21 protein-coding genes and 1 other RNA gene are annotated in these 20,615 nt (G+C 46.2%); 21 read left to right on the top strand and 1 reads right to left on the bottom strand.

Going from position 1 to position 20,615, the window contains the following annotated elements; all coding sequences use genetic code 11:
• Window positions 1–30 precede the first annotated feature (30 nt).
• The 21 genes from INF29_RS00785 (at window position 31) to INF29_RS00685 (ending at window position 20,431) form a co-directional block, all read left to right on the top strand.
• Entirely contained in the window at window positions 31–363 is a 333-nt protein-coding gene (locus tag INF29_RS00785; protein WP_193484075.1) for a phage tail assembly chaperone, read from the top strand.
• Between the two features lie 12 nt (window positions 364–375).
• A complete protein-coding gene (locus INF29_RS00780; RefSeq protein ID WP_193484074.1) occupies window positions 376–1,029 on the top strand; it encodes a LysM peptidoglycan-binding domain-containing protein in 654 nt (217 codons plus the stop codon).
• Window positions 1,030–1,041: 12 nt separating this feature from the next.
• Window positions 1,042–2,016, top strand: coding sequence for an XkdQ/YqbQ family protein (locus INF29_RS00775; protein ID WP_193484073.1), 975 nt, complete (start codon window positions 1,042–1,044; stop codon window positions 2,014–2,016).
• Window position 2,017: 1 nt separating this feature from the next.
• A complete protein-coding gene (locus tag INF29_RS00770; RefSeq protein WP_193484072.1) occupies window positions 2,018–2,371 on the top strand; it encodes a phage tail assembly chaperone in 354 nt (117 codons plus the stop codon).
• A 165-nt stretch (window positions 2,372–2,536) separates the two neighbouring features.
• Entirely contained in the window at window positions 2,537–3,202 is a 666-nt protein-coding gene (locus INF29_RS00765) for a hypothetical protein (RefSeq protein WP_193484071.1), read from the top strand.
• 3 nt (window positions 3,203–3,205) lie between these two features.
• Window positions 3,206–3,544: a DUF2577 domain-containing protein gene (locus INF29_RS00760; RefSeq protein ID WP_193484070.1), complete on the top strand. Its 339-nt coding sequence runs from the start codon at window positions 3,206–3,208 to the stop codon at window positions 3,542–3,544.
• A complete protein-coding gene (locus tag INF29_RS00755) occupies window positions 3,541–3,939 on the top strand; it encodes a DUF2634 domain-containing protein (RefSeq protein ID WP_193484069.1) in 399 nt (132 codons plus the stop codon). The genes INF29_RS00760 and INF29_RS00755 overlap by 4 nt, the downstream gene beginning before the upstream one ends.
• The gene (locus tag INF29_RS00750; protein ID WP_193484068.1) at window positions 3,940–5,007 is read left to right on the top strand and encodes a baseplate J/gp47 family protein; all 1,068 of its coding nucleotides are present in this window, start codon (window positions 3,940–3,942) and stop codon (window positions 5,005–5,007) included.
• Window positions 5,004–5,570: a putative phage tail protein gene (locus tag INF29_RS00745; protein ID WP_193484067.1), complete on the top strand. Its 567-nt coding sequence runs from the start codon at window positions 5,004–5,006 to the stop codon at window positions 5,568–5,570. The genes INF29_RS00750 and INF29_RS00745 overlap by 4 nt, the downstream gene beginning before the upstream one ends.
• A 231-nt stretch (window positions 5,571–5,801) precedes the next feature.
• Complete coding sequence (gene secG, locus INF29_RS00740) at window positions 5,802–6,044, top strand: preprotein translocase subunit SecG (RefSeq protein WP_072850344.1); 243 nt, start codon at window positions 5,802–5,804, stop codon at window positions 6,042–6,044.
• Window positions 6,045–6,109: 65 nt separating this feature from the next.
• A complete protein-coding gene (gene rnr / locus INF29_RS00735; protein WP_193484066.1) occupies window positions 6,110–8,257 on the top strand; it encodes a ribonuclease R in 2,148 nt (715 codons plus the stop codon).
• Window positions 8,258–8,494: 237 nt separating this feature from the next.
• Window positions 8,495–8,968: an SsrA-binding protein SmpB gene (smpB, locus tag INF29_RS00730; RefSeq protein WP_022254334.1), complete on the top strand. Its 474-nt coding sequence runs from the start codon at window positions 8,495–8,497 to the stop codon at window positions 8,966–8,968.
• A gap of 7 nt (window positions 8,969–8,975) precedes the next feature.
• Window positions 8,976–9,333, top strand: a transfer-messenger RNA (tmRNA) gene (ssrA, locus tag INF29_RS00725).
• A gap of 295 nt (window positions 9,334–9,628) precedes the next feature.
• On the top strand, window positions 9,629–10,615 hold the full coding sequence (locus INF29_RS00720; protein WP_193484065.1) for a L,D-transpeptidase: 987 nt from the start codon (window positions 9,629–9,631) through the stop codon (window positions 10,613–10,615).
• 179 nt (window positions 10,616–10,794) lie between these two features.
• Window positions 10,795–11,976, top strand: a complete 1,182-nt coding sequence (locus tag INF29_RS00715) for a copper amine oxidase N-terminal domain-containing protein (protein ID WP_193484064.1) — start codon at window positions 10,795–10,797, stop codon at window positions 11,974–11,976.
• 514 nt (window positions 11,977–12,490) lie between these two features.
• A complete protein-coding gene (gene nifJ, locus INF29_RS00710) occupies window positions 12,491–16,021 on the top strand; it encodes a pyruvate:ferredoxin (flavodoxin) oxidoreductase (protein WP_072850336.1) in 3,531 nt (1,176 codons plus the stop codon).
• 206 nt (window positions 16,022–16,227) lie between these two features.
• Complete coding sequence (gene proB / locus INF29_RS00705) at window positions 16,228–17,037, top strand: glutamate 5-kinase (RefSeq protein ID WP_072850334.1); 810 nt, start codon at window positions 16,228–16,230, stop codon at window positions 17,035–17,037.
• On the top strand, window positions 17,034–17,525 hold the full coding sequence (locus tag INF29_RS00700; RefSeq protein WP_087990261.1) for a hypothetical protein: 492 nt from the start codon (window positions 17,034–17,036) through the stop codon (window positions 17,523–17,525). The genes proB and INF29_RS00700 overlap by 4 nt, the downstream gene beginning before the upstream one ends.
• Before the next feature lie 5 nt (window positions 17,526–17,530).
• On the top strand, window positions 17,531–18,160 hold the full coding sequence (locus tag INF29_RS00695) for a DUF2085 domain-containing protein (protein ID WP_193484063.1): 630 nt from the start codon (window positions 17,531–17,533) through the stop codon (window positions 18,158–18,160).
• Between the two features lie 91 nt (window positions 18,161–18,251).
• On the top strand, window positions 18,252–19,493 hold the full coding sequence (locus INF29_RS00690) for a glutamate-5-semialdehyde dehydrogenase (RefSeq protein WP_193484117.1): 1,242 nt from the start codon (window positions 18,252–18,254) through the stop codon (window positions 19,491–19,493).
• A 17-nt stretch (window positions 19,494–19,510) separates the two neighbouring features.
• Window positions 19,511–20,431: a ketopantoate reductase family protein gene (locus INF29_RS00685; protein WP_193484062.1), complete on the top strand. Its 921-nt coding sequence runs from the start codon at window positions 19,511–19,513 to the stop codon at window positions 20,429–20,431.
• A gap of 105 nt (window positions 20,432–20,536) precedes the next feature.
• Here the strand turns inward: INF29_RS00685 and INF29_RS15285 are convergent.
• Window positions 20,537–20,615, bottom strand: a 79-nt coding sequence (locus tag INF29_RS15285; protein ID WP_408626509.1) for an IS3 family transposase, incomplete at its 5' end; no start/stop codon positions are given.

Raw genomic sequence — 20,615 nt, 5'->3', positions numbered from 1 at the left:
CGGGCGGCAGGGATAAAAAGGAGGAGAAGTATGCAGGAAGCGTTTTACAAAGAAAATGCAAAGGCTTTTCGAGAAACGGAGTGCTCCATTGCACCAAGGTTTCAGCTGGATGGAAAAGAGATGTTATGGAAAATTTGCGGTATTTCTCAGGCGGAAAACGCGGAAATCTGGAAGAAAAGCGGCGAAAATCCGAAAAGATATGAAAGCATGGTGCTGGCGGCTTCTGTGGTATTTCCTGACCTGAAAGGGGCGGATTTGCAGGACAGCTATGGCGTTATGGGGGCGGAAAATCTGCTGGAAAAAATGCTGACGGCTGGGGAATTTGCCGCTTTGCAGGATGCCGTGGAAGCGGTGAATCAGTAAGGGGGGACGAGATTGTACCGATTTTATTTGAAACAGGGGGAAACACAGTTTTTGTTCCCCGTGACGCCGTCACAGGTGCAGACGAAAGTAGGAAACTGCAATGAGACAGTACAGATTTTACAGATGGGGCAGGCAAATTTGCTGAAAAACGCCGGACTGGAAGAAGTGCGGTTTCGGGCGTTGTTTCCCGGCAGGCAGTATCATTTTGTGCAGGTGGAAGAAGGATTTCGAGAGCCGTCTTATTTTCTGGAACGGCTGAAAGATTACAAAAAAGCCCAAAAGCCTGTACAGCTCATCATTTTCCGCAGGCTGGCGGATGGCAGTCAGATTTTTTGCAGCAATGTGGAAATGGGTCTGGAGGAATACACCATTGTGGAACAGGGCGGCGAACAGGGGGATTTTTGGGTGGAAATTTCCCTGAAGGAATACCGGAAAATGCAGAGTATTGCTTACAGACCCGCAAGCGGCGGAAATACACTGGAAAAACAGCCTGCTCAGCGTCCTGCCAAGGAAATGGCGAAAACTTATGTGGTGAAAAAAGGAGATAACCTTTGGAATATTGCAAAGAAGGAACTGGGGGATGGATCGAAATTTGGAGAACTGGCAAAGAAAAACGGCATCAGCAATCCTTCTTTGATCTATCCAGGACAGGTCATTAAGCTGTAAGGGGGCGAAGGAATGGAATTTCGGATTTTGATTGCCCATAATGGTACGGTATATGATGCCACGCCGGTGACATTGGAAGGTGTGGAACTTGTCCAGAGTATTCGCATGGAAGCGGGCTGTCTGCGGTTTTCGGTGGTACGCGATGGTATTTTGAACTTTGTGGAAGGGGACAAGGTGCAGTTTTATGTGGACGGGCTGCTGCGGTTTGCGGGCTGGGTTATGACGAAGGAGAGAACTTCAGCCCAGATCATTGCGGTGACGGCTTATGACATGCTCTTTTATCTGGCGAAAAACAAGGATACCTATGTGTACTGGGACAAGACAGCAACGGAAGTGGCAAAAATGATTGCCGCAGGGGCTGGGCTGCCAGTGGGAACCATGACGGATACGGGATGGAAGATTCCCCAGCGGATTGAGGAAGGGCAGACGCTGCTGGATATGATTCAGTCGGCTTTGGACTTGGCGGAAAAAGCAACGGGAAAGGAATATTTTTTCTTTGATGGTGGCGGCAGGCTGATGTTACGGGAACGGCAGGAGTTGGTGACAAATGGGGTGCTTCGCTGTGACGGAGGTATCAGTGATTACTGGTATCGGACGGACATCAGCAAAGATACCTGCAATGCGGTGAAGCTCTATCAAGCTGGACGAAAGGAAACAGAACATCTGGCGTTTCAGGCAGAAAATGCGGAGAAGGTGGGAACATGGGGAAAATTGCAGTATTACGCCCATGTGCCCTTTACCTTAACAGAAGCTCAGCTGAAGGAAATGGCTGAAAGCGTTTTGCAGGAAAAATGCCGTGTGGTGAAGGAGTTGACAGTGGAGAACATCAATGGGGATTTGTTTTTGACAGCAGGACAGTCAGTATATTTGGAAATTCCAGATCTGGCGGAGATTGGCATTGCGAAAATGAGCCTCATTGAGAAGTCCACCCATATTTTCAAAGATGGGGAACACAAAATGAAGTTGGAAATGAGAGTGGAGGAGTAACATGAGAGAGCTGGAATGTTTTTTTCAGGAGAACTGCTATCTGCCGTCCAATGAAAGAATCATGGTGTCTGATAGATTTGGAGATGGGGAGCTGCTTTGGGAAATTCGGGCGGTAAGAGAAGCGGAACTGCGAAAAATGGAGAGAGAAACAGAAGAAAATCTCTGTGCGGCGGCAGTGGTTTTTCCTGACTTACAGGACAGAAAGTTATGGGAAAGCTATGGGGCAAAAAGCAGTGCGGAGGTACTGCAAAAAATGCTGACACCAGCAGAATATCTGCGGCTGCAAAAGGCAGTTATGGCACTGAACGGATTTCAGAAGCGAAAGGCAGAACGGAGAGAAACGGCAAAAAACTGATACGGGAGGGCATTGACGAGGCAGATTATGCCAGTTATGCCCTCCGAAAATATGGGGTGCGTCCAAAGGAATGGGTGCAGATGGATTTGGCAGAGCGGATGTTTTACTGTGCTGTCATTGATTTGGAAATAGAAAAAATGCAGGAGGCGGAAAGGGGGTAAGGTTATGGAAATAGTATCTTTTCTGAAAATGTGGATGGATGTCTGGAACGAAGCAGAGGAAAAGGGGTTGAAGATGCCGGAGGAGGCTGGTACTTTTCAGGAAAAAGAAACGAAACATGATGAAGTAATGAAAGAAATCATTAAGTTTTTGCCTAGAAGAGAGTTTTCGGCAGAGAATGGGAAAACGACAGTGGATGCCTTGGAAAAGGCTGTTTCTCAAAGAAATTTGATGACCATTTTGGAAAAAGGACAAAATGCAAGGGAAAACATTTCTTTTATAGAGGAAAGAAAAAAGAAGATTGCTGCCAATATGGAAGTCATTGGAAAGAGAATACAGGAAAGTAGGTTTGGGAAAGCAGAAGAAAGTTTTTGGATGGCACAGACAGAAAGACCTATGAAAATGCCAGAAGAAATGGCTGGAACAGGGATGGAGAAAATGGGAGAAACCTTGCTTTCGCCAATTTTTGCGGCAGATGGTACAGAAGGAGAAATCCTGCGGCTGCTGCGGCAATGGCAGAAAAAAGAAAATACTTCTGAAGGAACGCAGCAGATTTCTATTTCCATTGGGCAGGTACGAGAAAGTGCTGATGTGAATCAGGTCATGGAGGCGTTGACGACAAAACTACGGGAAGCCCATCTTTCCGGTGTGAGAAAGGCAAGAGGGGGTTGAGAAATGATCGAGTTATTGAAAGAAATTGCTTTGGAGGCAGTAGACAGAGGCAGTTTGGCGGATTTCTGCACAGGAACTATTGTATCGGCGGCACCCCTTTCCATTCAGATTGAAAATGGTCCTTTGCTGGCAGAAAGGTTTTTGCTTTTGAGCCGAAATGTGACGGAACATGAGGAATTGGGGCAGATTCGCACATGGACAGATACGGAAGGAGACCGATGGTCTTTTTATCGCATGATTCGGGGCAAGGCTTTGCAGGCAGGAGAAAAAGTGCTGCTGGCAAAGGCAGCGGGCGGACAGCAGTACATTGTGCTGGACAGGGTGAAAGGAGGAGGTCAATGATTCCTACAGGAACGGAAATATTGATACTGGATACATCAGAGCATATGCCTTCCATGACATACCGTATGGCGGCAGAAAAAAAGGAAGTTCGCGGGGCTTTGGACGGCATGGACGCGGTGAAGCAGGCTGTTTACAAGATATTGCAGACGGAACGGTACAAATATGTCATTTATGACTGGAATTATGGTGTGGAACTGGAAGACCTTTTTGGAAAAGCAGTCAGTTTTGTGATTCCAGAGCTGCAAAGAAGAATCACGGAAGCGCTTCTTACGGATGACCGTATCGAAACGGTAACAGATTTTTCTTTTGAAACAGAGAAGGGTAGTGTAACGGCGGCTTTTCGGGTACAGACCATATGGGGGGATTTGGAGGCAGAAAGGACGGTGGAAATCTGAATGTACGAAAGCTATGAAGAATTGATGGAAAGAAAGCTGGCAATGACCCAGGACAAAAGGGATAGGCGGCAGGGGAGTCTGATCTTCGATGCTATGGGACCTAATGCGGCAGAAACAGCGGCTTTTTACGCAGACCTGACTATGCTGGAGGACAGAACCTTTGCGGATACGGCAACGGGGGATGATCTGACCAGACGATGTGCAGAGCGTGGCGTGATTCGCAAAGAGGCAACAAAGGCGACTTTTTACGGAAGCTTTGTGGATGCAGAAGGAGAAGCTTATCCTCTGAAACAGGGAGAACGGTTTTATCTGGAGCCCTATTACTATCAGGTTCTCATGGAAGAAAACGGCAGAGTGGTGCTGGAATGCGAAACAGCCGGAGAGGATGGCAACAGTTATCTGGGGACACTGCTGCCGGTGAACCATCTGGAAGGGCTGGCAGAGGCAAAGCTGACAGAGCTGCGAACAGACGGCGAGGATGCAGAAAGTGACGATATGCTGCGAAAACGGTATATGGACAGTTTTTCAGCTGACGCTTTTGGGGGAAATGTTGCGGACTACAAGCTGAAAGTTGGGGCTTTGCAGAATGTGGGCGGCGTGAAAGTCTATCCTGTATGGCAGGGCGGTGGTACCGTAAAGCTGGTGATTATCGACCAAGGATGGAAAGCACCTACGGAAATGGAACTGGAGGCTTTGCAGAAAGAAATCGACCCGGAGAAGCGGGGAGAAGGATATGGCATGGCGCCCATCGGACACCGTGTAACAGTGGCGGGTGTGACAGAGGTGAAATGCAATGTTTCCATGGAGATTACTTGGCAGGCAGGTGCGGATACGGAAAGCGGCAAGCGGGAGATACAGGAAAGAATCGAAGCATATCTGCTGGAACTGCGGAAAGCATGGGCGGAATCGGAGTATCTCATTGTAAGAATCAGCTATCTGGAATCGGCAGCTCTTGCGGCAACAGGGGTGCTTGATGTGCAGAACTGCACCATCAATGGACAGGGGAGCAATTTGCAGATGGAGGCGGATGAGATTCCTGTTTTGGGAGAATTTGAGGTGGTGGCATGACAGCACAGAGATATTTGCAGTATTTGCCTGACTTTGTGGCAGAATATGTGGAATTTCAGAAGTTAGGAGAAATCGAAGGAGACATTCTGGAGGAAGAAGCAAAGGCAAAGCAGGAGATGGAGCAGGATCAATGGATTTTGACAGCCACACGAAAAGGGCTTTTGCGCAGGGCAGCCATGATGGGCTTATCTGTTTCGGAAACGGAAGATACAGAAATTTTGCGGGAAAGGGCGCTTTCCTACTGGAACAGCAGAAGACCATATACATTTTTCATGATGCAGGAATGGCTGGATACGTTTTGTGGTGCAGGAAATTATCAGGCAAAGCTGGATTATGGGGCTTATCGGTTGACCATTGTACTGGAACTGAAAGAAAAGGAAAAAAAGGAACAGATTTTATCTTATTGGAAAACACTGATTCCAGCCAATTTGGTATTTGAGGTGCTGCTCAATACCAATACCCACGGAAAAGTGGGCGCGCTGACACATGGACAATTGAAAGAAAGCGGCTGGACTTATGGCGAGATTCCTTTTGCAGATCTGTCGAAGTATGTTCGTGCATAAGCAAAATACATGGGTTTGTTTTTCGGAAAGAAACGGAAAGGATTGGAGAAAAATCTTTTCCGTTTTTTGTTTGTCGGAAAAATGATATTTTTCTTAAAATGCCTTAGAAAGCCTGACTTTTTTGGAAAAAGACTTGCAGGCAGAGCGTGAGTATGATACAATACCTTTACTGTTTGAAAATGAGAATGGTTTTTTATGACCATTACAAATAATATTGGGAGGTTTTGACACATGGCAACACTTAGTTTAGTATTATCAGTGGTATTGGTTATTTTATCTGTATTACTGTGTGTAATCATTCTGTTACAGTCCAAACGTTCTGCTGGTCTGGGCGCAATTGGCGGCGGCGGCAGCGGCGACACATACTGGAGCAAAAATAAAGGCAGTTCTATGGAAGGCGCTTTGGAAAGATATACAAAAATCGGCGGCGCTCTGTTCATGATTCTGGCACTGGTAATCAATCTGATTGGATAAGAACGAATGAGGGATGCAGAAATGCGTCCCTTTTTTTGTAGAAAGAAAGGAGAAAAGGAGGAACTATGGAGAAAGAACAATTACAGGAAAGAAAAGAACGCATTCTGGAATGTATGAAAAGTCCGGCATATGTGCCCATGAAGCGGAAAGACATGCGTGTGCTGTTGGGTGTGCCGGAAGAAGATCGGACATATTTTGAACAAATCATCGCAGAACTCATTGATGAAGGAAAAATATTTGAAACAAAAAGAGGAAAGCTGGCTGTGCCGGAAACATTGCAGATGGCAACGGGAATATTCATCAGCCATGCAAAAGGCTTTGGCTTTGTAACACCGGATGAAGGCGGCGCAGATATTTTCATTCCCGCATCAGAAACCAACGGTGCTATGCAGAAAGACCGCGTCTTGTATAAAGTGACCGGTGGCGGCGGCAGCGGCAGAAAAGCGGAAGGCACCATCATCCGTGTGCTGGAAAGAGGCATGACCCGTCTGGTGGGGCTGTATGAGCAGGTGAAAGGCTTTGGCTTTGTTACAGCAGACGATAAGAAGGTAGCAAAAGATATTTTTATTTCCAGAGAAAACAGCATGGGTGCTGTGACAGGGCATAAAGTTGTGGTAGAAATCACAGATTACGGTGAGGACAGACGGAATCCGGAAGGAAAGATCATTGAGATTCTGGGACATATCAACGATCCCGGTGTGGATATCCTTTCTGTGATTCGCAGATATGAACTGCCTGTGGAATTCCCTGAGGAAGTGTATCAGGAAATCGAAAATGTGGAACTGGAAATCAATGAAAAAGAGATGATGGGCAGAGAAGACCTGCGTAATGTGCTGACCATCACCATTGATGGGGAAGATTCCAAAGACTTGGACGACGCTGTTTCCCTGACAAAACTGGATAATGGCAATTATGAACTGGGCGTGCATATTGCGGACGTTTCCCATTATGTGCAGGAGAATACCGCTCTGGATAAGGAAGCTTACGGAAGAGGTACCAGTGTGTATCTGGTAGATCGGGTGATTCCCATGTTGCCCCATAAGCTGAGCAATGGCATTTGTTCCCTGAATCCCCACGAAGATCGTCTTGCACTGAGCTGCATCATGGAAATCGACCACAGAGGGTATGTGGTGAACCATCGGGTAGTCAATTCTGTGATTTATTCTGACTACCGTATGACATATACAGCCGTAAGGGAAATTCTGGAGGACAAGACACCGGAGCTTTTGGAAAAATATGCAGAAATCGTTCCCATGCTGGAAGAAATGAACGAACTGAGAGAAATTCTGGTGGCAAAACGGAAAAAACGTGGTTCTGTAAACTTTGACCTGCCGGAATCCAAGATCATTCTGGACGAGCAGGGCAAACCCATTGACATCAAGCCCTATGACCGGAATATTGCCACAAACCTCATTGAGGAATTTATGTTGGTCTGCAACGAAACTGTTGCGGAAAACTTCTTCTGGCAGGAAATCCCCTTTGTGTTCCGTTCCCATCAGGAACCGGATGAAGAAAAAACAGAAAAGATGGAACAGTTCATCCGTGGCTTTGGCTATCGTGTGAAGAAAAAAGATGGGGAAATCCATCCCAGAGAAATCCAGCGAGTACTGGCAAAAGCGGAAGGCAAGCCGGAAGAACGCATCATTACTCGTATGGTGCTGCGCAGCATGATGCAGGCAAGATATACAGCGGACAATCAGGGACATTTTGGTCTGGCAGCAAAATATTACTGCCACTTTACTTCCCCCATCCGTCGTTATCCAGACTTGGAAATTCACCGCCTCATCAAACTCACACTGGCTGGAGAAATGAGCGGCAAACGGGAACAGTCCTATCGGAAGAAAATGCCGGACATTGCCCAGCACTGCTCCAAACGGGAACGCGTGGCAGAGGACGCCGAACGGGACACAGATGCACTGAAGAAAGTGGAATTTATGCTGGATAAAATTGGTGAAACTTATGAAGGCATCATCTCTGGCGTAACCAACTGGGGCATTTATGTGGAACTGGCAAACACTGTAGAAGGCATGGTTGCCCTGAATCAGCTGGATGATGATTACTATGAATTTGACGACAGAAACATGCAGGTAGTCGGTAAGAGAGGCGGTAAGATTTATCGCCTTGGAGATGCCGTGCAGGTGACTGTGGCAAAGGTATCCAAGGAATTGGGAACCATTGATTTTGTATTTGCAGAAGAAGCCTTTGAATTTTAAATGATTATCTGTCAAAAGCTGGAATCGATGATTTCAGCTTTTGCCGGAGATTATTCCTGTATGGAAGGTGTTTCTCTGGTAGAATATAATGGAAGAAACAGTTGTTTGAAATATGCGAAAGCTGTCATATTTCTTTTGAAATTTGTAACAGAAACGTCATTTGATTTTTCTGGAATCTGTGATATAATCTATCATGCAGAAGAAAACGCACAAAGCAGACAGAACGGAAGTGAGCCAATGGCAAAGGGAAACGGCACAAAGCTGATCGCACAGAATAAAAAAGCATATCATGATTATTTCATCGAAGACGTGTATCAGGCAGGCATTTCTCTCGTTGGCACAGAAGTGAAAAGTCTGCGGGCAGGCAAATGCAGTCTGAAGGAAAGCTTCATCCGTATTGAAAACGGGCAGGCTTTCATTATGAACATGCATATCAGTCCTTACGAACAGGGGAATATTTTCAACAAAGACCCTCTGCGTACCAGACGTTTGCTGCTGCACAAAAACGAAATCCGCAAGATTGCCGCACAGGTACAGGCTGCCGGATATACGGTGGTACCTTTGAAGGTCTACTTCGACCGCAGTCTGGTGAAAGTGGATATCGCGCTGGCAAAAGGTAAAAAACTTTATGACAAGCGTGAGACCATTGCCAAAAATGATATGCGTCGTCAGGCGGAAAAAGAGTTTAAGATTCGTAATCTTACTTTATAAGACACACGGGGATGTAATGGTTTCGACGGGAGTCTTGAAAGTAGGGATAGCCATCCGCAGCCCGGTGAACTGCGTCATCAAGCCGGAAACTTTTCTAAAAAGAAACGACAACAATAAATTAGCATACGCTGCCTAATTGCGGCAGCTGTCAACCCCCGGATTCCTGCCGCCGGGGAGCTTGGCATCGACTTGGCGGGGCACTTTTTCGCTTAAGCTTTGCGGCGGAAAAAGATTCATGAAGCTACCGAGGAACATAGCCTGTCATTCGGCGATGGTCTGAGGGAATAATAAAAGACTGACTGTGATGGGAGAAGTTCTTACAGATGGGTTTTCGGACAGGGGTTCGACTCCCCTCATCTCCATTCTGAGAACAAAACAGATTTTGCCGCAGGAAGCGGCAAAGGGATGTTCCAAAAAAGCTGCGCAGAAGATTAGGGACATCATCATAAGCAAACAAAGAAAGCCGAAATCCTGATGATACTGCGGATTTCGGCTTTCTGATTCTAACTTAGATTTTATTTCGTATGTTTTCTTATGAAGATAGCCGTCGCACTTCCCCTTAAGAAATCAATCAAATAAAAAAACAATGTTTTCTTAAGTGGAAGTCGCTGTTCTTCTGCGTTTTTTTGAATCATTTTGTGCGAAAAAAGGGGGATTTACATGAGAAAGAAGTTATCATTGCTGTTTATGGCGTTTTTTCTGTTTATGGGCGTACCGCAGATGGCGCAGGCAGCAGAATATCCGTATGAGGTAGAAGTCAATCTGACACAGAATGTGGTCACTGTTTATAAAAAGGATGCCGCTGGGAAGTATACGGTGCCTGACAGAGCATTTGTCTGCTCCGTAGGTCCTGCCACACCCTCAGGTACATTCCGTACCACAGATAAATATGTATGGCGTGCCCTGTTCGGCAATGTTTACGGACAGTATGCCACACGTATCACTGGCAGTATCCTGTTTCATTCTGTACCTTATTATACCATGTACGATAAAGGCTCTCTGGAATACTTGGAGTACAACAAACTTGGTACATCTGCCTCCATGGGCTGTGTGCGTCTGACAGTGGAAAACGCAAAATGGATTTATGACAACTGCCCTGCGGGTACCACCATCCGTATGGTAAAGAACAACGATCCTTTGCCCATCCAGCCGGAACAGCCTCAGAAACTGGATGTCAATGATACAAAACTGAGAGGATGGGACCCTACAGACCCTGATCCAGCAAACCCTTGGCATAAAGTCCTACCAGACAATGCCAGAATGGAAAGCATCAATGTCAAAAGCCCCAGAAGCAGTTTTGCTGTGGACGCTTTTTATGGCGGCGGCACTTATTATCTGACGGCAGACGATGCCGGCAAAGTGTTTGCGCAGTTGGGCAAAACGCTTTCTCAGCCTGTACAGCCTGCAGATACGATTCATGCTATGGGAACAACACAGATTACATATGAAGGAAAAACAACAGAAATTTCCTATTGTATTTACGAAGGCAAAACATATTACAAGCTGAGAGATTTGGCTGGGGCAACAGAAACAGACATTTCCTGGAATGCCCAGACAGATGATATCGTTCTTTCCGATGGGGAAGAACCGAACTGGTTCAATCGTGTATTCCTTCGCAGAAATCTGGCTGTAGAACTTTCTGCATAAGGTAGAAAACAAAGCCTGCATGCATCAGTCATGCGGGCTTTTTTATGTCTGTTTGGGAATCATATTCTGGAAATTCTTAAAAAATCTGTCAATTATACTAATTTTTCAACGGTTTTGTTGATTTTTTCCTGTCATTGTGGTATGATGCACGGGAAAAACCCAAAGAAAGAGGGAAAAATATGGGATGGAAAAAATTAACGGTCATTGTTGTGGCAGCGGCAGCCCTGGTGGGTGGCGCACTGTCCCTTTCCATGTACCTGACAAGACAGCAGGAAGTGGAAATGGAGGTCGCTGATCAGAAGCCTCAGCCGCCGCAGGCAGGGGATACTACAACATTGGCAGATATGGAAAATATGCCGATTTATTACGATGATGATGAAGTGCTGCTTCTGCCTGTCAGAAACGTGGTGGAAGGTCTGGGCGGCAGTGTTTCCTGGAATCGCGAGAAAAAAGCCACAGAGATTTCTTTTTATGGTAAGAAACTGCTTTTGAACCGCGGCAGCAGAGATGCGGAGCTGAACGGTTATGAAATCACGTTGGATCGGGAAGTGGAAGCCATCAATGGCAGTCTGTATGTATCTTCTGATGTGTTTTCTGAGTATTTTGCTACAGAAGTCATCTGGGACAGCAGCCAGCAGCTGGTAACCATCAAAACAGGCGATAATACCAAACCGGTTATTGCAGGACGTATGCTGGAAGGCGTAGACGGAGAGCGGAATTACTCTGCGGAAATTCCTGTTGTAGTTGGTTTGAATGATATCAGTTATGAAAAAAGTCTGAATGATGCCTTTGAATCCTTTGCACTGGAACAGCTGGCATCCTTCCCCAACGTAGTTCCTGCGGAAGAAGCAGAAGAAGCGGCAGAAGAAGCTGAAGCGGTGGAACAGTCTGGAGAAGAACAAGCGGAAGCACAGGCTGAAGAAGGAACAGCAGCGGAAGCAGAAGCCAATACAGAAACAGAGGCAAATGCCGAACAGGCAGAAGCGGCAGAAGAAACTGCGGATATGCCCAAACCCGATCATGTACGTCTTGGTTTTGTGAAGGGATATATCGGTGCAGAATTCCTTTCCTTCTATTGGGAAGTGGATGTAGACGGCAAACTGTCTAGTCAGGGTGTCAACGTTGACCTGCAGGAACAGAAGTATGTCAATATTTTGGATTTGACAGCCAGCCGTGATATCGAAACAGAGCTTCATGTCTATGCAGAAGATGTAGATCCTGAAAATTACTATATTTCTGCGGACAAAGAATGGATTTTGCTGTCCAATGATGAAGAAACCGGCACATATCAGGCAGTTTCCGTACCTGCGGAAATGGCACAGAGTGTTTGGAAGGATAAATACAAGTTTTTAATTGCATAAATAGATGTTTCAAAACACCTCTATGAAACTATCATAGGGGTGTTTTTGTGTATACAATATATTTTTTGCGTCTTTGATATTTTCGTATCAATCTTGGTAATTGTGTATGAATTTCAGTACAAAATATTGCTAAGAAAAAGATGTTTGTCTGACATATAAGCGCGGTATTTTTGCAGATACATCGTGAAAAGGAATGTAAATTGCATAAAAATATTTTTTTATACATGATAGGCACCGTCAATTCGCACAAAGGGTCTTTTGTTAGAAACATAACGGTTTTATTTCCATTTTGCGGTTGAAATCATAAGAATTTGATTGTATAATAAACAGGAACTTGAAGCAGTGCTGCGGTCAGGCAAAAGAAGACTGTTGTATGACAAGGCTTTTGTCATAAATATACTCTTTCCGGGCAGGCAGCACGGCATGCACGGTTTTCCGTGCAGACCTAGGGGTTTCCCGAAAGCAAAGTTTTGTAAAATACAGAAGATTTACAAAATAAGGAGGAGAACAAAAAATGTCTAAAGTAATGAAAACGATGGACGGTAACGAAGCTGCTGCATACGCTTCCTATGCGTTTACAGAAGTAGCTGGTATTTTCCCCATCACACCTTCCTCCCCAATGGCTGAAAAAACAGACGATTGGGCAGCAAATGGCAAGAAAAACCTTTTCGGTCAGACTGTTAAAGTAGTAGAAATGCAGTCTGAAGCAGGTGCTTCCGGTACTGTACACGGTTCCCTGGCAGCTGGCGCTCTGACAACAACTTATACAGCATCTCAGGGTCTGCTGCTGATGATCCCCAACATGTACAAAATCTCCGGTGAACTGCTTCCCGCAGTATTCCATGTAACAGCTCGTGCGCTGGCAGCTCACGCTCTGTCTATCTTTGGTGACCACTCCGACGTTATGGCTTGTCGTCAGACAGGTTTCGCTCTGCTGGTTTCCAACAGCGTACAGGAAGTTATGGATCTGGCTTGCGTAGCACATCTGTCCGCAATCAAAGGCCGTGTTCCTTTCCTGCATTTCTTTGATGGTTTCCGTACATCTCACGAAATCCAGAAAATCGAATGCATCGACTATGATGAACTGGCTAAAATCATCGACATGGATGCAGTTAACGCATTCAAGAGAAATGCGCTGAACCCTGAACATCCCGTTATCAGAGGTACAGCTCAGAACCCTGACATCTACTTCCAGGCTCGTGAAGCAGCAAACAAATTCTATGATGCTCTGCCTGCAGTAGTAGAAGAATACATGGGTGAAATCAACAGAATCACAGGCAGAGATTACAAACTGTTCAACTACTATGGTGCTCCCGATGCTGAAAGAATCATCATCGCTATGGGCTCCGCTTGTGAAGCTATTGAAGAAACAATCGACTACCTGGCAGCTAAAGGCGAAAAAGTTGGTCTGGTTAAAGTTCACCTGTTCAGACCTTTCGTAGCTGAAAAACTGCTGGAAGCTATCCCTAAAACAGTTAAGAAAATCGCTGTTCTGGATAGAACAAAAGAACCCGGCGCACAGGGCGAACCTCTGTACATGGACGTTTGCACAGCAATGTTCGAAGTAGAAAACGCTCCTGTTGTTGTTGGCGGTCGTTATGGTCTGGGTTCCAAAGACGTTACACCTGCACAGTTCATCGCTGTATATGCTAACCTGTCTCTGGACAAACCCAAAAACCACTTCACAATCGGTATCGTGGACGACGTAACCAACCACTCTCTGGAAGTTGGCGAAGAAGTTAACGTTACAGGTGATGACGGCACAATCAGCTGCAAATTCTGGGGTCTGGGCGCTGACGGTACTGTTGGTGCTAACAAAAACTCCATCAAAATCATCGGTGACCATACAGACATGTACGCACAGGCTTACTTCAGCTACGACTCCAAAAAGTCCGGCGGTATCACACAGAGCCACCTGCGTTTCGGTCACAAACCTATCCGCTCCACATACCTGGTTAAGACAGCAGACTTCGTTGCTTGTCATAAACAGGAATACGTTCACCTGTACGACATGGTTACAGAACTGAACGAAGGCGGTACATTCCTGCTGAACACAACCTGGACAGTAGAAGAACTGGAACAGCACCTGCCCGCGAAACTGAAAAGACAGCTGGCTGCTAAGAAAGCAAACTTCTACATCATCAATGGTACAGAAATCGCGAAAGAAATCGGTCTGGGCAACAGAATCAACACTGTACTGCAGGCTGCATTCTTCAAACTGGCAAACATCATCCCCATTGACCAGGCTGTAGAATACATGAAAGCTGCTATCACAAAATCCTATGGTAAGAAAGGTGACACAATCCTGAACATGAACTACGCTGCTGTTGATCGTGGTGTAGACGGTGCAGTGAAAGTTGAAATCCCTGCTTCCTGGGCAACTGCAGAAGATGCAGAAGTTGCAGCTGCTAGAAAATCCACAGAATTCGTTGATAAAGTTGTAGCTCCTATGAACGCACAGGAAGGCGACAAACTGCCCGTATCCGCATTCTCCGGTAGAGAAGACGGTACATTCCCTTGCGGTACAGCTGCTTACGAAAAACGTGGTGTTGCTGTTGACGTACCCGAATGGAACGCTGAAAACTGTATCCAGTGTAACCAGTGCTCTTATGTATGTCCTCACGCAGCAATCCGTCCTGTACTGCTGACAGAAGAAGAAGCTGCAAAAGCTCCTGCTGCATTCAAAGCAGTAGACGCTAAAGGCGGCGCTGCATTTGCTGGTCTGAAATACAGAATGCAGGTTTCCGCTCTGGACTGCCTGGGCTGCGGTAGCTGTGCAGTAGTATGCCCTGCTCCTAACAAAGCTCTGGTTATGAAACCTCTGGCTACACAGGAAGCTGAAGTTGCTAACTGGGATTACGCAATCGACGAAGTTGCTCCTAAAGCTAACCCTATGGGCAAAGGTTCCGTAAAAGGTTCTCAGTTCGAACAGCCTCTGCTGGAATTCTCCGGCGCATGCGCAGGCTGTGGCGAAACACCTTACGCAAAACTGGTAACACAGCTGTTTGGTGATAGAATGTACGTTGCAAACGCAACAGGCTGCTCCTCCATCTGGGGTGGTTCCGCACCTTCTATGCCTTACACAACAAACAAAGACGGCCGTGGTCCCGCTTGGGCTAACTCCCTGTTCGAAGACAACGCAGAATATGGTCTGGGTATGGCTTCCGCTGTTAAACAGATGAGAAACGGTCTGAAAGATAAACTGGAAAACCTGAAAGCAATCGACGCTTCCGTTGCAGGTGTTGTTGATGCTTGGGTTGACACAATGTTCGATGGTGAAAAATCCAGAGAAGCATCCGACGCTCTGGTAGCTGCACTGGAAGGCTATGCTGGCACAGATGCAGAAGCTAAGAACATCGTTTCCTACGTACTGGAAAACAAAGATCAGCTGGTTAAAAAATCTCAGTGGATCTTCGGTGGTGACGGCTGGGCTTACGATATCGGTTACGGCGGTCTGGACCACGTACTGGCTTCCGGCGAAGATGTAAACGTTCTGGTATTCGATACAGAAGTTTACTCCAACACAGGCGGTCAGGCTTCCAAAGCTACTCCTGCTGGTGCAGTTGCTCAGTTCGCTGCTTCCGGTAAGAGAGTTAAGAAAAAAGACCTGGGTATGATGGCTATGAGCTATGGCTACGTTTACGTTGCACAGGTTGCAATGGGCGCAGACAAGAACCAGCTGGTAAAAGCTCTGCTGGAAGCTGAAAGCTACCATGGTCCTTCCCTGATCATCGCTTACGCTCCTTGTATCAACCACGGTCTGAAAGGCGGCATGAGCGGCGCTCAGAACGAAATCAAACGTGCAGTTGAAGCAGGTTACTGGCATATGTACAGATTCAACCCTACTCTGAAAGAAGAAGGCAAGAACCCCTTCACTCTGGATTCTAAAGAACCTACAGCAAGCTTCAGAGACTTCCTGCTGAGCGAAGTTCGTTACAGCGCACTGCAGAGAACATTCCCCGAAGTAGCGGAAGAACTGTTCGAACAGTCCGAAAAGAACGCAAAAGAAAGACTGGAAAACTACAAAAGACTGGCTAACCAGTAATCAGGTTTCACAGGATTTCAAAATGAAATAAAAACAGGCTTTGCCTGATGAAATGGAGAGATTTCCCCCTAAAGGGAAGTCTCTCTGTTTTTTTATGGTTTCTTTCAACAATGTTACAATTTTATTGAGATTGGAAAAATTGCTTTTTTCCAAAAGGAAAATAGTGTATACTCACAATATGGAAGTGAAGGAGGGGGTTATTGCATATGCGTCAAACGCTGAAAAACTGTAAGAGAATCGTCATTAAGGTAGGTACCGCAACCATTACCTATCCCAATGGCAGATTGAATTTGAAACGGATCGAAGAACTGGCATGGGTTCTGACAGACCTGCGCAATCGCGGTATGGATGTGGCACTGGTCACCAGCGGTGCCATTGGTGTAGGCGCTGTGCGTATGTCAATGCCTTCCCGTCCCACTGTTACCCGGGAAAAACAGGCGGCGGCAGCAGTTGGTCAGGCAATGCTGATGCAGATCTATCATAACTTTTTTGACCGGTATAATCAGACCGTTGCCCAGATTTTGCTGACAAAGGAGGAAATGGGTACGGAAGAAAGATATACCAATACCCATAATACATTTGAAACATTGTTTGAAATGGGTATCATTCCCATTGTCAATGCCAATGACACCATTTCTACATATGAAATTGAATTTTCCGATAACGATCGCCTCTCTGCTATGGTAGCGGAGGTAACGGGGGCTGATCTGCTGGTATTGCTGACAGATATTGACGCCCTGTATGACAAAAATCCCAGAGAACATGCAGACGCGAAGAAGATTTCTTATGTGGAAAAAGTAACGCCGGAAATCGAAAAGATGGCAAGCGGAAAAGGCTCTGCCTTCAGTGTCGGCGGCATGCAGACAAAACTGGAAGCGGCAAAAATCTGTGAAAAAGCCGGGACAGCCATGGCTATTGCCCATGGGGAAGACCCCACGGTGATCCATCGGATTTTGGCTGGCGAAGATGTAGGAACTTGCTTTGGAAAAGGAATCAAAAGGAGAGATGAAATATGAGTTTTTGCCCGAAATGCGGAAGAGAAATTATTGATGAAAGCTTGGGCTGCCCTATTTGCGGTGTAAAAGAAAACACCCGCCCCGAAACAACGCAGCCCGATGAGCAGCCTGCGGAAAAAGTGGATTCTTTTACGGTAGAGGATGCCAAAGGCACTTATCAGAAATTCGAAAGTACAGAAAACACCAGCAGTGGTACATGGGCAAGCGGCGGTACCAATACAGAATATAAGCCTGTTAATGAAGGCATTCATCCTGCACTGAAAGTCATTGTGATTGTATTGATCATTTTGGTAGGCGGCATTGGTGCCATTGCAGGTCTCATTGCTGGTATTGCGCTGATGAAAAGCCCTGTGGAAGATAATCAGAAGTTTGGTAAACTGATTACCATCATCAGTGCCATTATGCTGGGTCTGAGCCTGATCTGCTGCATCATCGGTGGTCTGTCTGGTCTGGCAGCGGTACCTTATACTATTACCTATAACTTCTGAGAATCATGAATGTATTTGACTTTTTTGGCTCTGCTGTCTGCCACCAGATGGCAGAGCGCAGTTTTTTCTGGGGGAGCTGTCAAAGCCCCCTCTGTGCCCGCTGTACAGCCATTGAAGGCGGTATCATACTGGGTGTGATATTCTTATGGCTGGCAGGAAGAAAAGACGGAAATCGACCGTTTTCGCCATCTGGTGTGGTGCTGGCAGCGCTGTCTTTCCTGCCCATTGCCATTGACGGTGTCGGCAGTTATCTGGGATTCTGGCAGAGCAACAATTTGCTTCGTGTGTTGACGGGGGTGTTGGCTGGCTATGGATTGCCAGGCTTGTTTTTGCTGGCTGCCAATTTTTCTCCTGCCAAAGAAAATGTAAACCCTGTTTATAAAAATACAGGAGAGCAGATAGGTCTGCTTTTGGCGGCAGTGGCTTATGGTCTGCTGGTATGGCTGGGTATTTTGCCATATTTCCTTGTTGCCATTGTGTCGGCAGTGGGGGTTGTCTGTTTTTATGGCTGCTTCTGGTTTCTCATATTGCGGACAGTGACAGCAGGAAAGAAATTCCCTTGTTTCTTATGCTCGCTGGCAGGAGGATTTTTCACTGTATTTGTAGTGGCAACAATTGTACAAAGAATTTCATAGAGAATCGAAAAAAAGCTGTTTTTTTCCATGGGATACAAGTATAATGGAAAGAAACGGCTTTTTGATTAAGGAGGCAGTTATATTTATGAGTATGTTGACAGAAATGGGAAAACAGGCAAAGGAAGCGGCAGTGGTTCTTTCTGTGCTTCCCACACCCAGAAAAAATAAAGCCCTTTGTCATGCGGCAGATGCTTTGCTGGCAGCAAAGGATGAGATTTTGGCAGCAAATAAAGCAGACGTGGAAGCGGCAGTGGAAGCAGGCATCAAAGGCGCATTCATTGACCGTTTGACACTGACAGAAAAGAGATTGCAGGAAATGGCAGACGGCTTAAGACAGGTGGCATCTCTGGACGATCCTGTAGGCAAAGTCCTGTCCATGAAAACATTGGATAATGGTTTGATTATCGGTCAAAAACGTGTGCCCATGGGCGTTATCGGCATCATTTTTGAAGCACGCCCTAATGTAACAGCAGACGCTTTCGGTCTGTGCCTGAAAGCCGGCAGTGCAGTTATTCTCCGTGGCGGTAAGGAAGCCATCGGCACCAACAAAAAAGTAGTTTCTGTATTCCAGAAAGCATTGGAAGAAGAAGGTCTGCCCGGTGCATGTGTGCAGATTGTACAGGACACCAATCGGGAAACCGCAAACGAAATGATGCGTCTGAACGGATATCTGGATTTGCTCATTCCCAGAGGCGGCGCAGGACTCATTCAGAATGTTGTGCAGAACAGTACCGTTCCTGTCATTCAGACAGGTGTGGGCAACTGCCATGTTTATGTGGATGAAAGCGCTGACTTGGAAAAAGCAGTGCGCATTGTTATCAATGCCAAAACACAGCGTCCCGGCGTTTGCAATGCCTGCGAAAGCCTGCTGGTGCATGAAAGTCTGAAAGATACCTTCCTGCCTATGATTGGTAAGGCGTTGCAGGAAAAACAGGTGGAAATCCGTGGGGATGAAGACACCTGTGCCAGAGTGCCCGGCGCCGTAGCGGCTACAGAAGAAGACTGGGCAACAGAATACGAAGATTATATCATTTCCACAAGAGTGGTGAAGGATTTGGATGAAGCCATCAACCATATCCGCCGTTATTCCACAGGTCATTCTGAAGCCATTGTGACAGAAAACTATACAAATGCCCAGCGGTTCCTCAATGAAGTGGACGCAGCGGCAGTTTATGTGAATGCCTCCACTCGCTTCACAGACGGCGGACAGTTCGGCTTTGGTGCGGAAATCGGCATCAGTACCCAGAAACTCCATGCCCGTGGGCCTATGGGTTTGACAGAATTGACTACCACAAAATATATCATTTATGGTGATGGACAGATTCGTGAATAAAGAGAGAAGGGAAATATATGAGAATTGGTATTTTGGGCGCAGGCGGCGTTGGTGCCACCGTAGCCGGTGCCGTTGCGAAAGATAAAAACGCGGAAATTGTTTTGATTGCAAGAGGGGAAACAAAGGAAAATGTTTTGAAAAGAGGCTGGATTCTGGAATCTGAAGTTTTGGAAGATCAGGTCATCCATCCCGCTTTGGTCAGCGATGATCCGGCAGAAATCGGTACCGTAGATGTGCTGGTACTGGCATGCAAAAGCTATTCCTTGAAAGATGTATGCGACAGATACAGAAGTATCGTCCGGGATGATACACTGGTCATTCCTTTGCAGAATGGCTTTATGGCTGCCCAGCAGGCACAGGAAGCATTGGGAAAAGGTCAGATTGCCCATGGCTTCATTTACTGCCTGTCTAAAATTGTAGAGAAGGGGAAAGTTGTCAATGTGGGTACACTGCTGCGTGCAGGCTTTGGCTTCCCTGACGGACGGAAAAACGAAAGAGCAGAACAGTTGGCAGCAATGATGCAGGCAGGTGGACTGCCTACCATTTATACAGCGGATATTCTGGAACCCATCTGGGCAAAGTTTATGATGATCTGCGGCAATAGCTGTGCCTTCCTGTATTATGATTGTCCTTCCGGTGGTATTCTGGAAGATTCTCAGCGGATGGCTTTTCTGAAAGGGACTTATGACGATCTGTACCGCTTGGCGGAAGGGGCAGGGGTACATCTGCCGGAAGATATTCAGGAACGGTATCTGCAGGAATTTGCGGAAATGCCTCTGAACTCCACATCTTCCCTCTATCGTGACATCAAAGATGGTGTACCCCAGAATGAATTGGAGCAGATTGTGGGCAATGCTGTCAGACTGGCAAGAGAAAAGAAAATTTCCGTGCCTTTCATTGCGGCGGCTTATGATAAAACATTACAGACTATGCTGTAAGAATCTGGACATCATTGAACAATCCTCATAAAAAATCATAGCCGGAATCCTTTGTATTTTGAACTGAACCCAAAAAGTTAGACAATATTTTCAAATTAAAATTGTTTAAGAAGCCAGAAGGGCTTGTTGTCTGTAAATTGCAGGTGGCAAGCCCTTTAACTTTGCTTTGATTCGATGGTTATTA

Origin of the sequence: Anaerotignum lactatifermentans (genome assembly GCF_014982935.1) — a bacterium.
Classification (GTDB): domain Bacteria; phylum Bacillota; class Clostridia; order Lachnospirales; family Anaerotignaceae; genus Anaerotignum; species Anaerotignum lactatifermentans.
The sequence above is the reverse complement of the archived record's forward strand: the minus strand, read 5'-3'. Positions and strand labels throughout refer to the sequence as shown.

Bases quoted from the DNA above. Each gene is read 5' to 3' on its own strand.
- INF29_RS00715 (WP_193484064.1), top strand. From the start codon at position 10,795: ATGGGATGGAAAAAATTAACGGTCATTGTTGTGGCAGCGGCAGCCCTG.
- INF29_RS00685 (WP_193484062.1), top strand. From the start codon at position 19,511: ATGAGAATTGGTATTTTGGGCGCAGGCGGCGTTGGTGCCACCGTAGCC.
- rnr (WP_193484066.1), top strand. From the start codon at position 6,110: ATGGAGAAAGAACAATTACAGGAAAGAAAAGAACGCATTCTGGAATGT.
- INF29_RS00765 (WP_193484071.1), top strand. From the start codon at position 2,537: ATGGAAATAGTATCTTTTCTGAAAATGTGGATGGATGTCTGGAACGAA.
- INF29_RS00785 (WP_193484075.1), top strand. From the start codon at position 31: ATGCAGGAAGCGTTTTACAAAGAAAATGCAAAGGCTTTTCGAGAAACG.
- INF29_RS00720 (WP_193484065.1), top strand. From the start codon at position 9,629: ATGAGAAAGAAGTTATCATTGCTGTTTATGGCGTTTTTTCTGTTTATG.
- INF29_RS00760 (WP_193484070.1), top strand. From the start codon at position 3,206: ATGATCGAGTTATTGAAAGAAATTGCTTTGGAGGCAGTAGACAGAGGC.
- INF29_RS00690 (WP_193484117.1), top strand. From the start codon at position 18,252: ATGTTGACAGAAATGGGAAAACAGGCAAAGGAAGCGGCAGTGGTTCTT.
- INF29_RS00745 (WP_193484067.1), top strand. From the start codon at position 5,004: ATGACAGCACAGAGATATTTGCAGTATTTGCCTGACTTTGTGGCAGAA.
- secG (WP_072850344.1), top strand. From the start codon at position 5,802: ATGGCAACACTTAGTTTAGTATTATCAGTGGTATTGGTTATTTTATCT.
- INF29_RS00750 (WP_193484068.1), top strand. From the start codon at position 3,940: ATGTACGAAAGCTATGAAGAATTGATGGAAAGAAAGCTGGCAATGACC.
- nifJ (WP_072850336.1), top strand. From the start codon at position 12,491: ATGTCTAAAGTAATGAAAACGATGGACGGTAACGAAGCTGCTGCATAC.
- smpB (WP_022254334.1), top strand. From the start codon at position 8,495: ATGGCAAAGGGAAACGGCACAAAGCTGATCGCACAGAATAAAAAAGCA.
- INF29_RS00695 (WP_193484063.1), top strand. From the start codon at position 17,531: ATGAATGTATTTGACTTTTTTGGCTCTGCTGTCTGCCACCAGATGGCA.
- INF29_RS00770 (WP_193484072.1), top strand. From the start codon at position 2,018: ATGAGAGAGCTGGAATGTTTTTTTCAGGAGAACTGCTATCTGCCGTCC.
- INF29_RS00775 (WP_193484073.1), top strand. From the start codon at position 1,042: ATGGAATTTCGGATTTTGATTGCCCATAATGGTACGGTATATGATGCC.
- proB (WP_072850334.1), top strand. From the start codon at position 16,228: ATGCGTCAAACGCTGAAAAACTGTAAGAGAATCGTCATTAAGGTAGGT.
- INF29_RS00755 (WP_193484069.1), top strand. From the start codon at position 3,541: ATGATTCCTACAGGAACGGAAATATTGATACTGGATACATCAGAGCAT.
- INF29_RS00700 (WP_087990261.1), top strand. From the start codon at position 17,034: ATGAGTTTTTGCCCGAAATGCGGAAGAGAAATTATTGATGAAAGCTTG.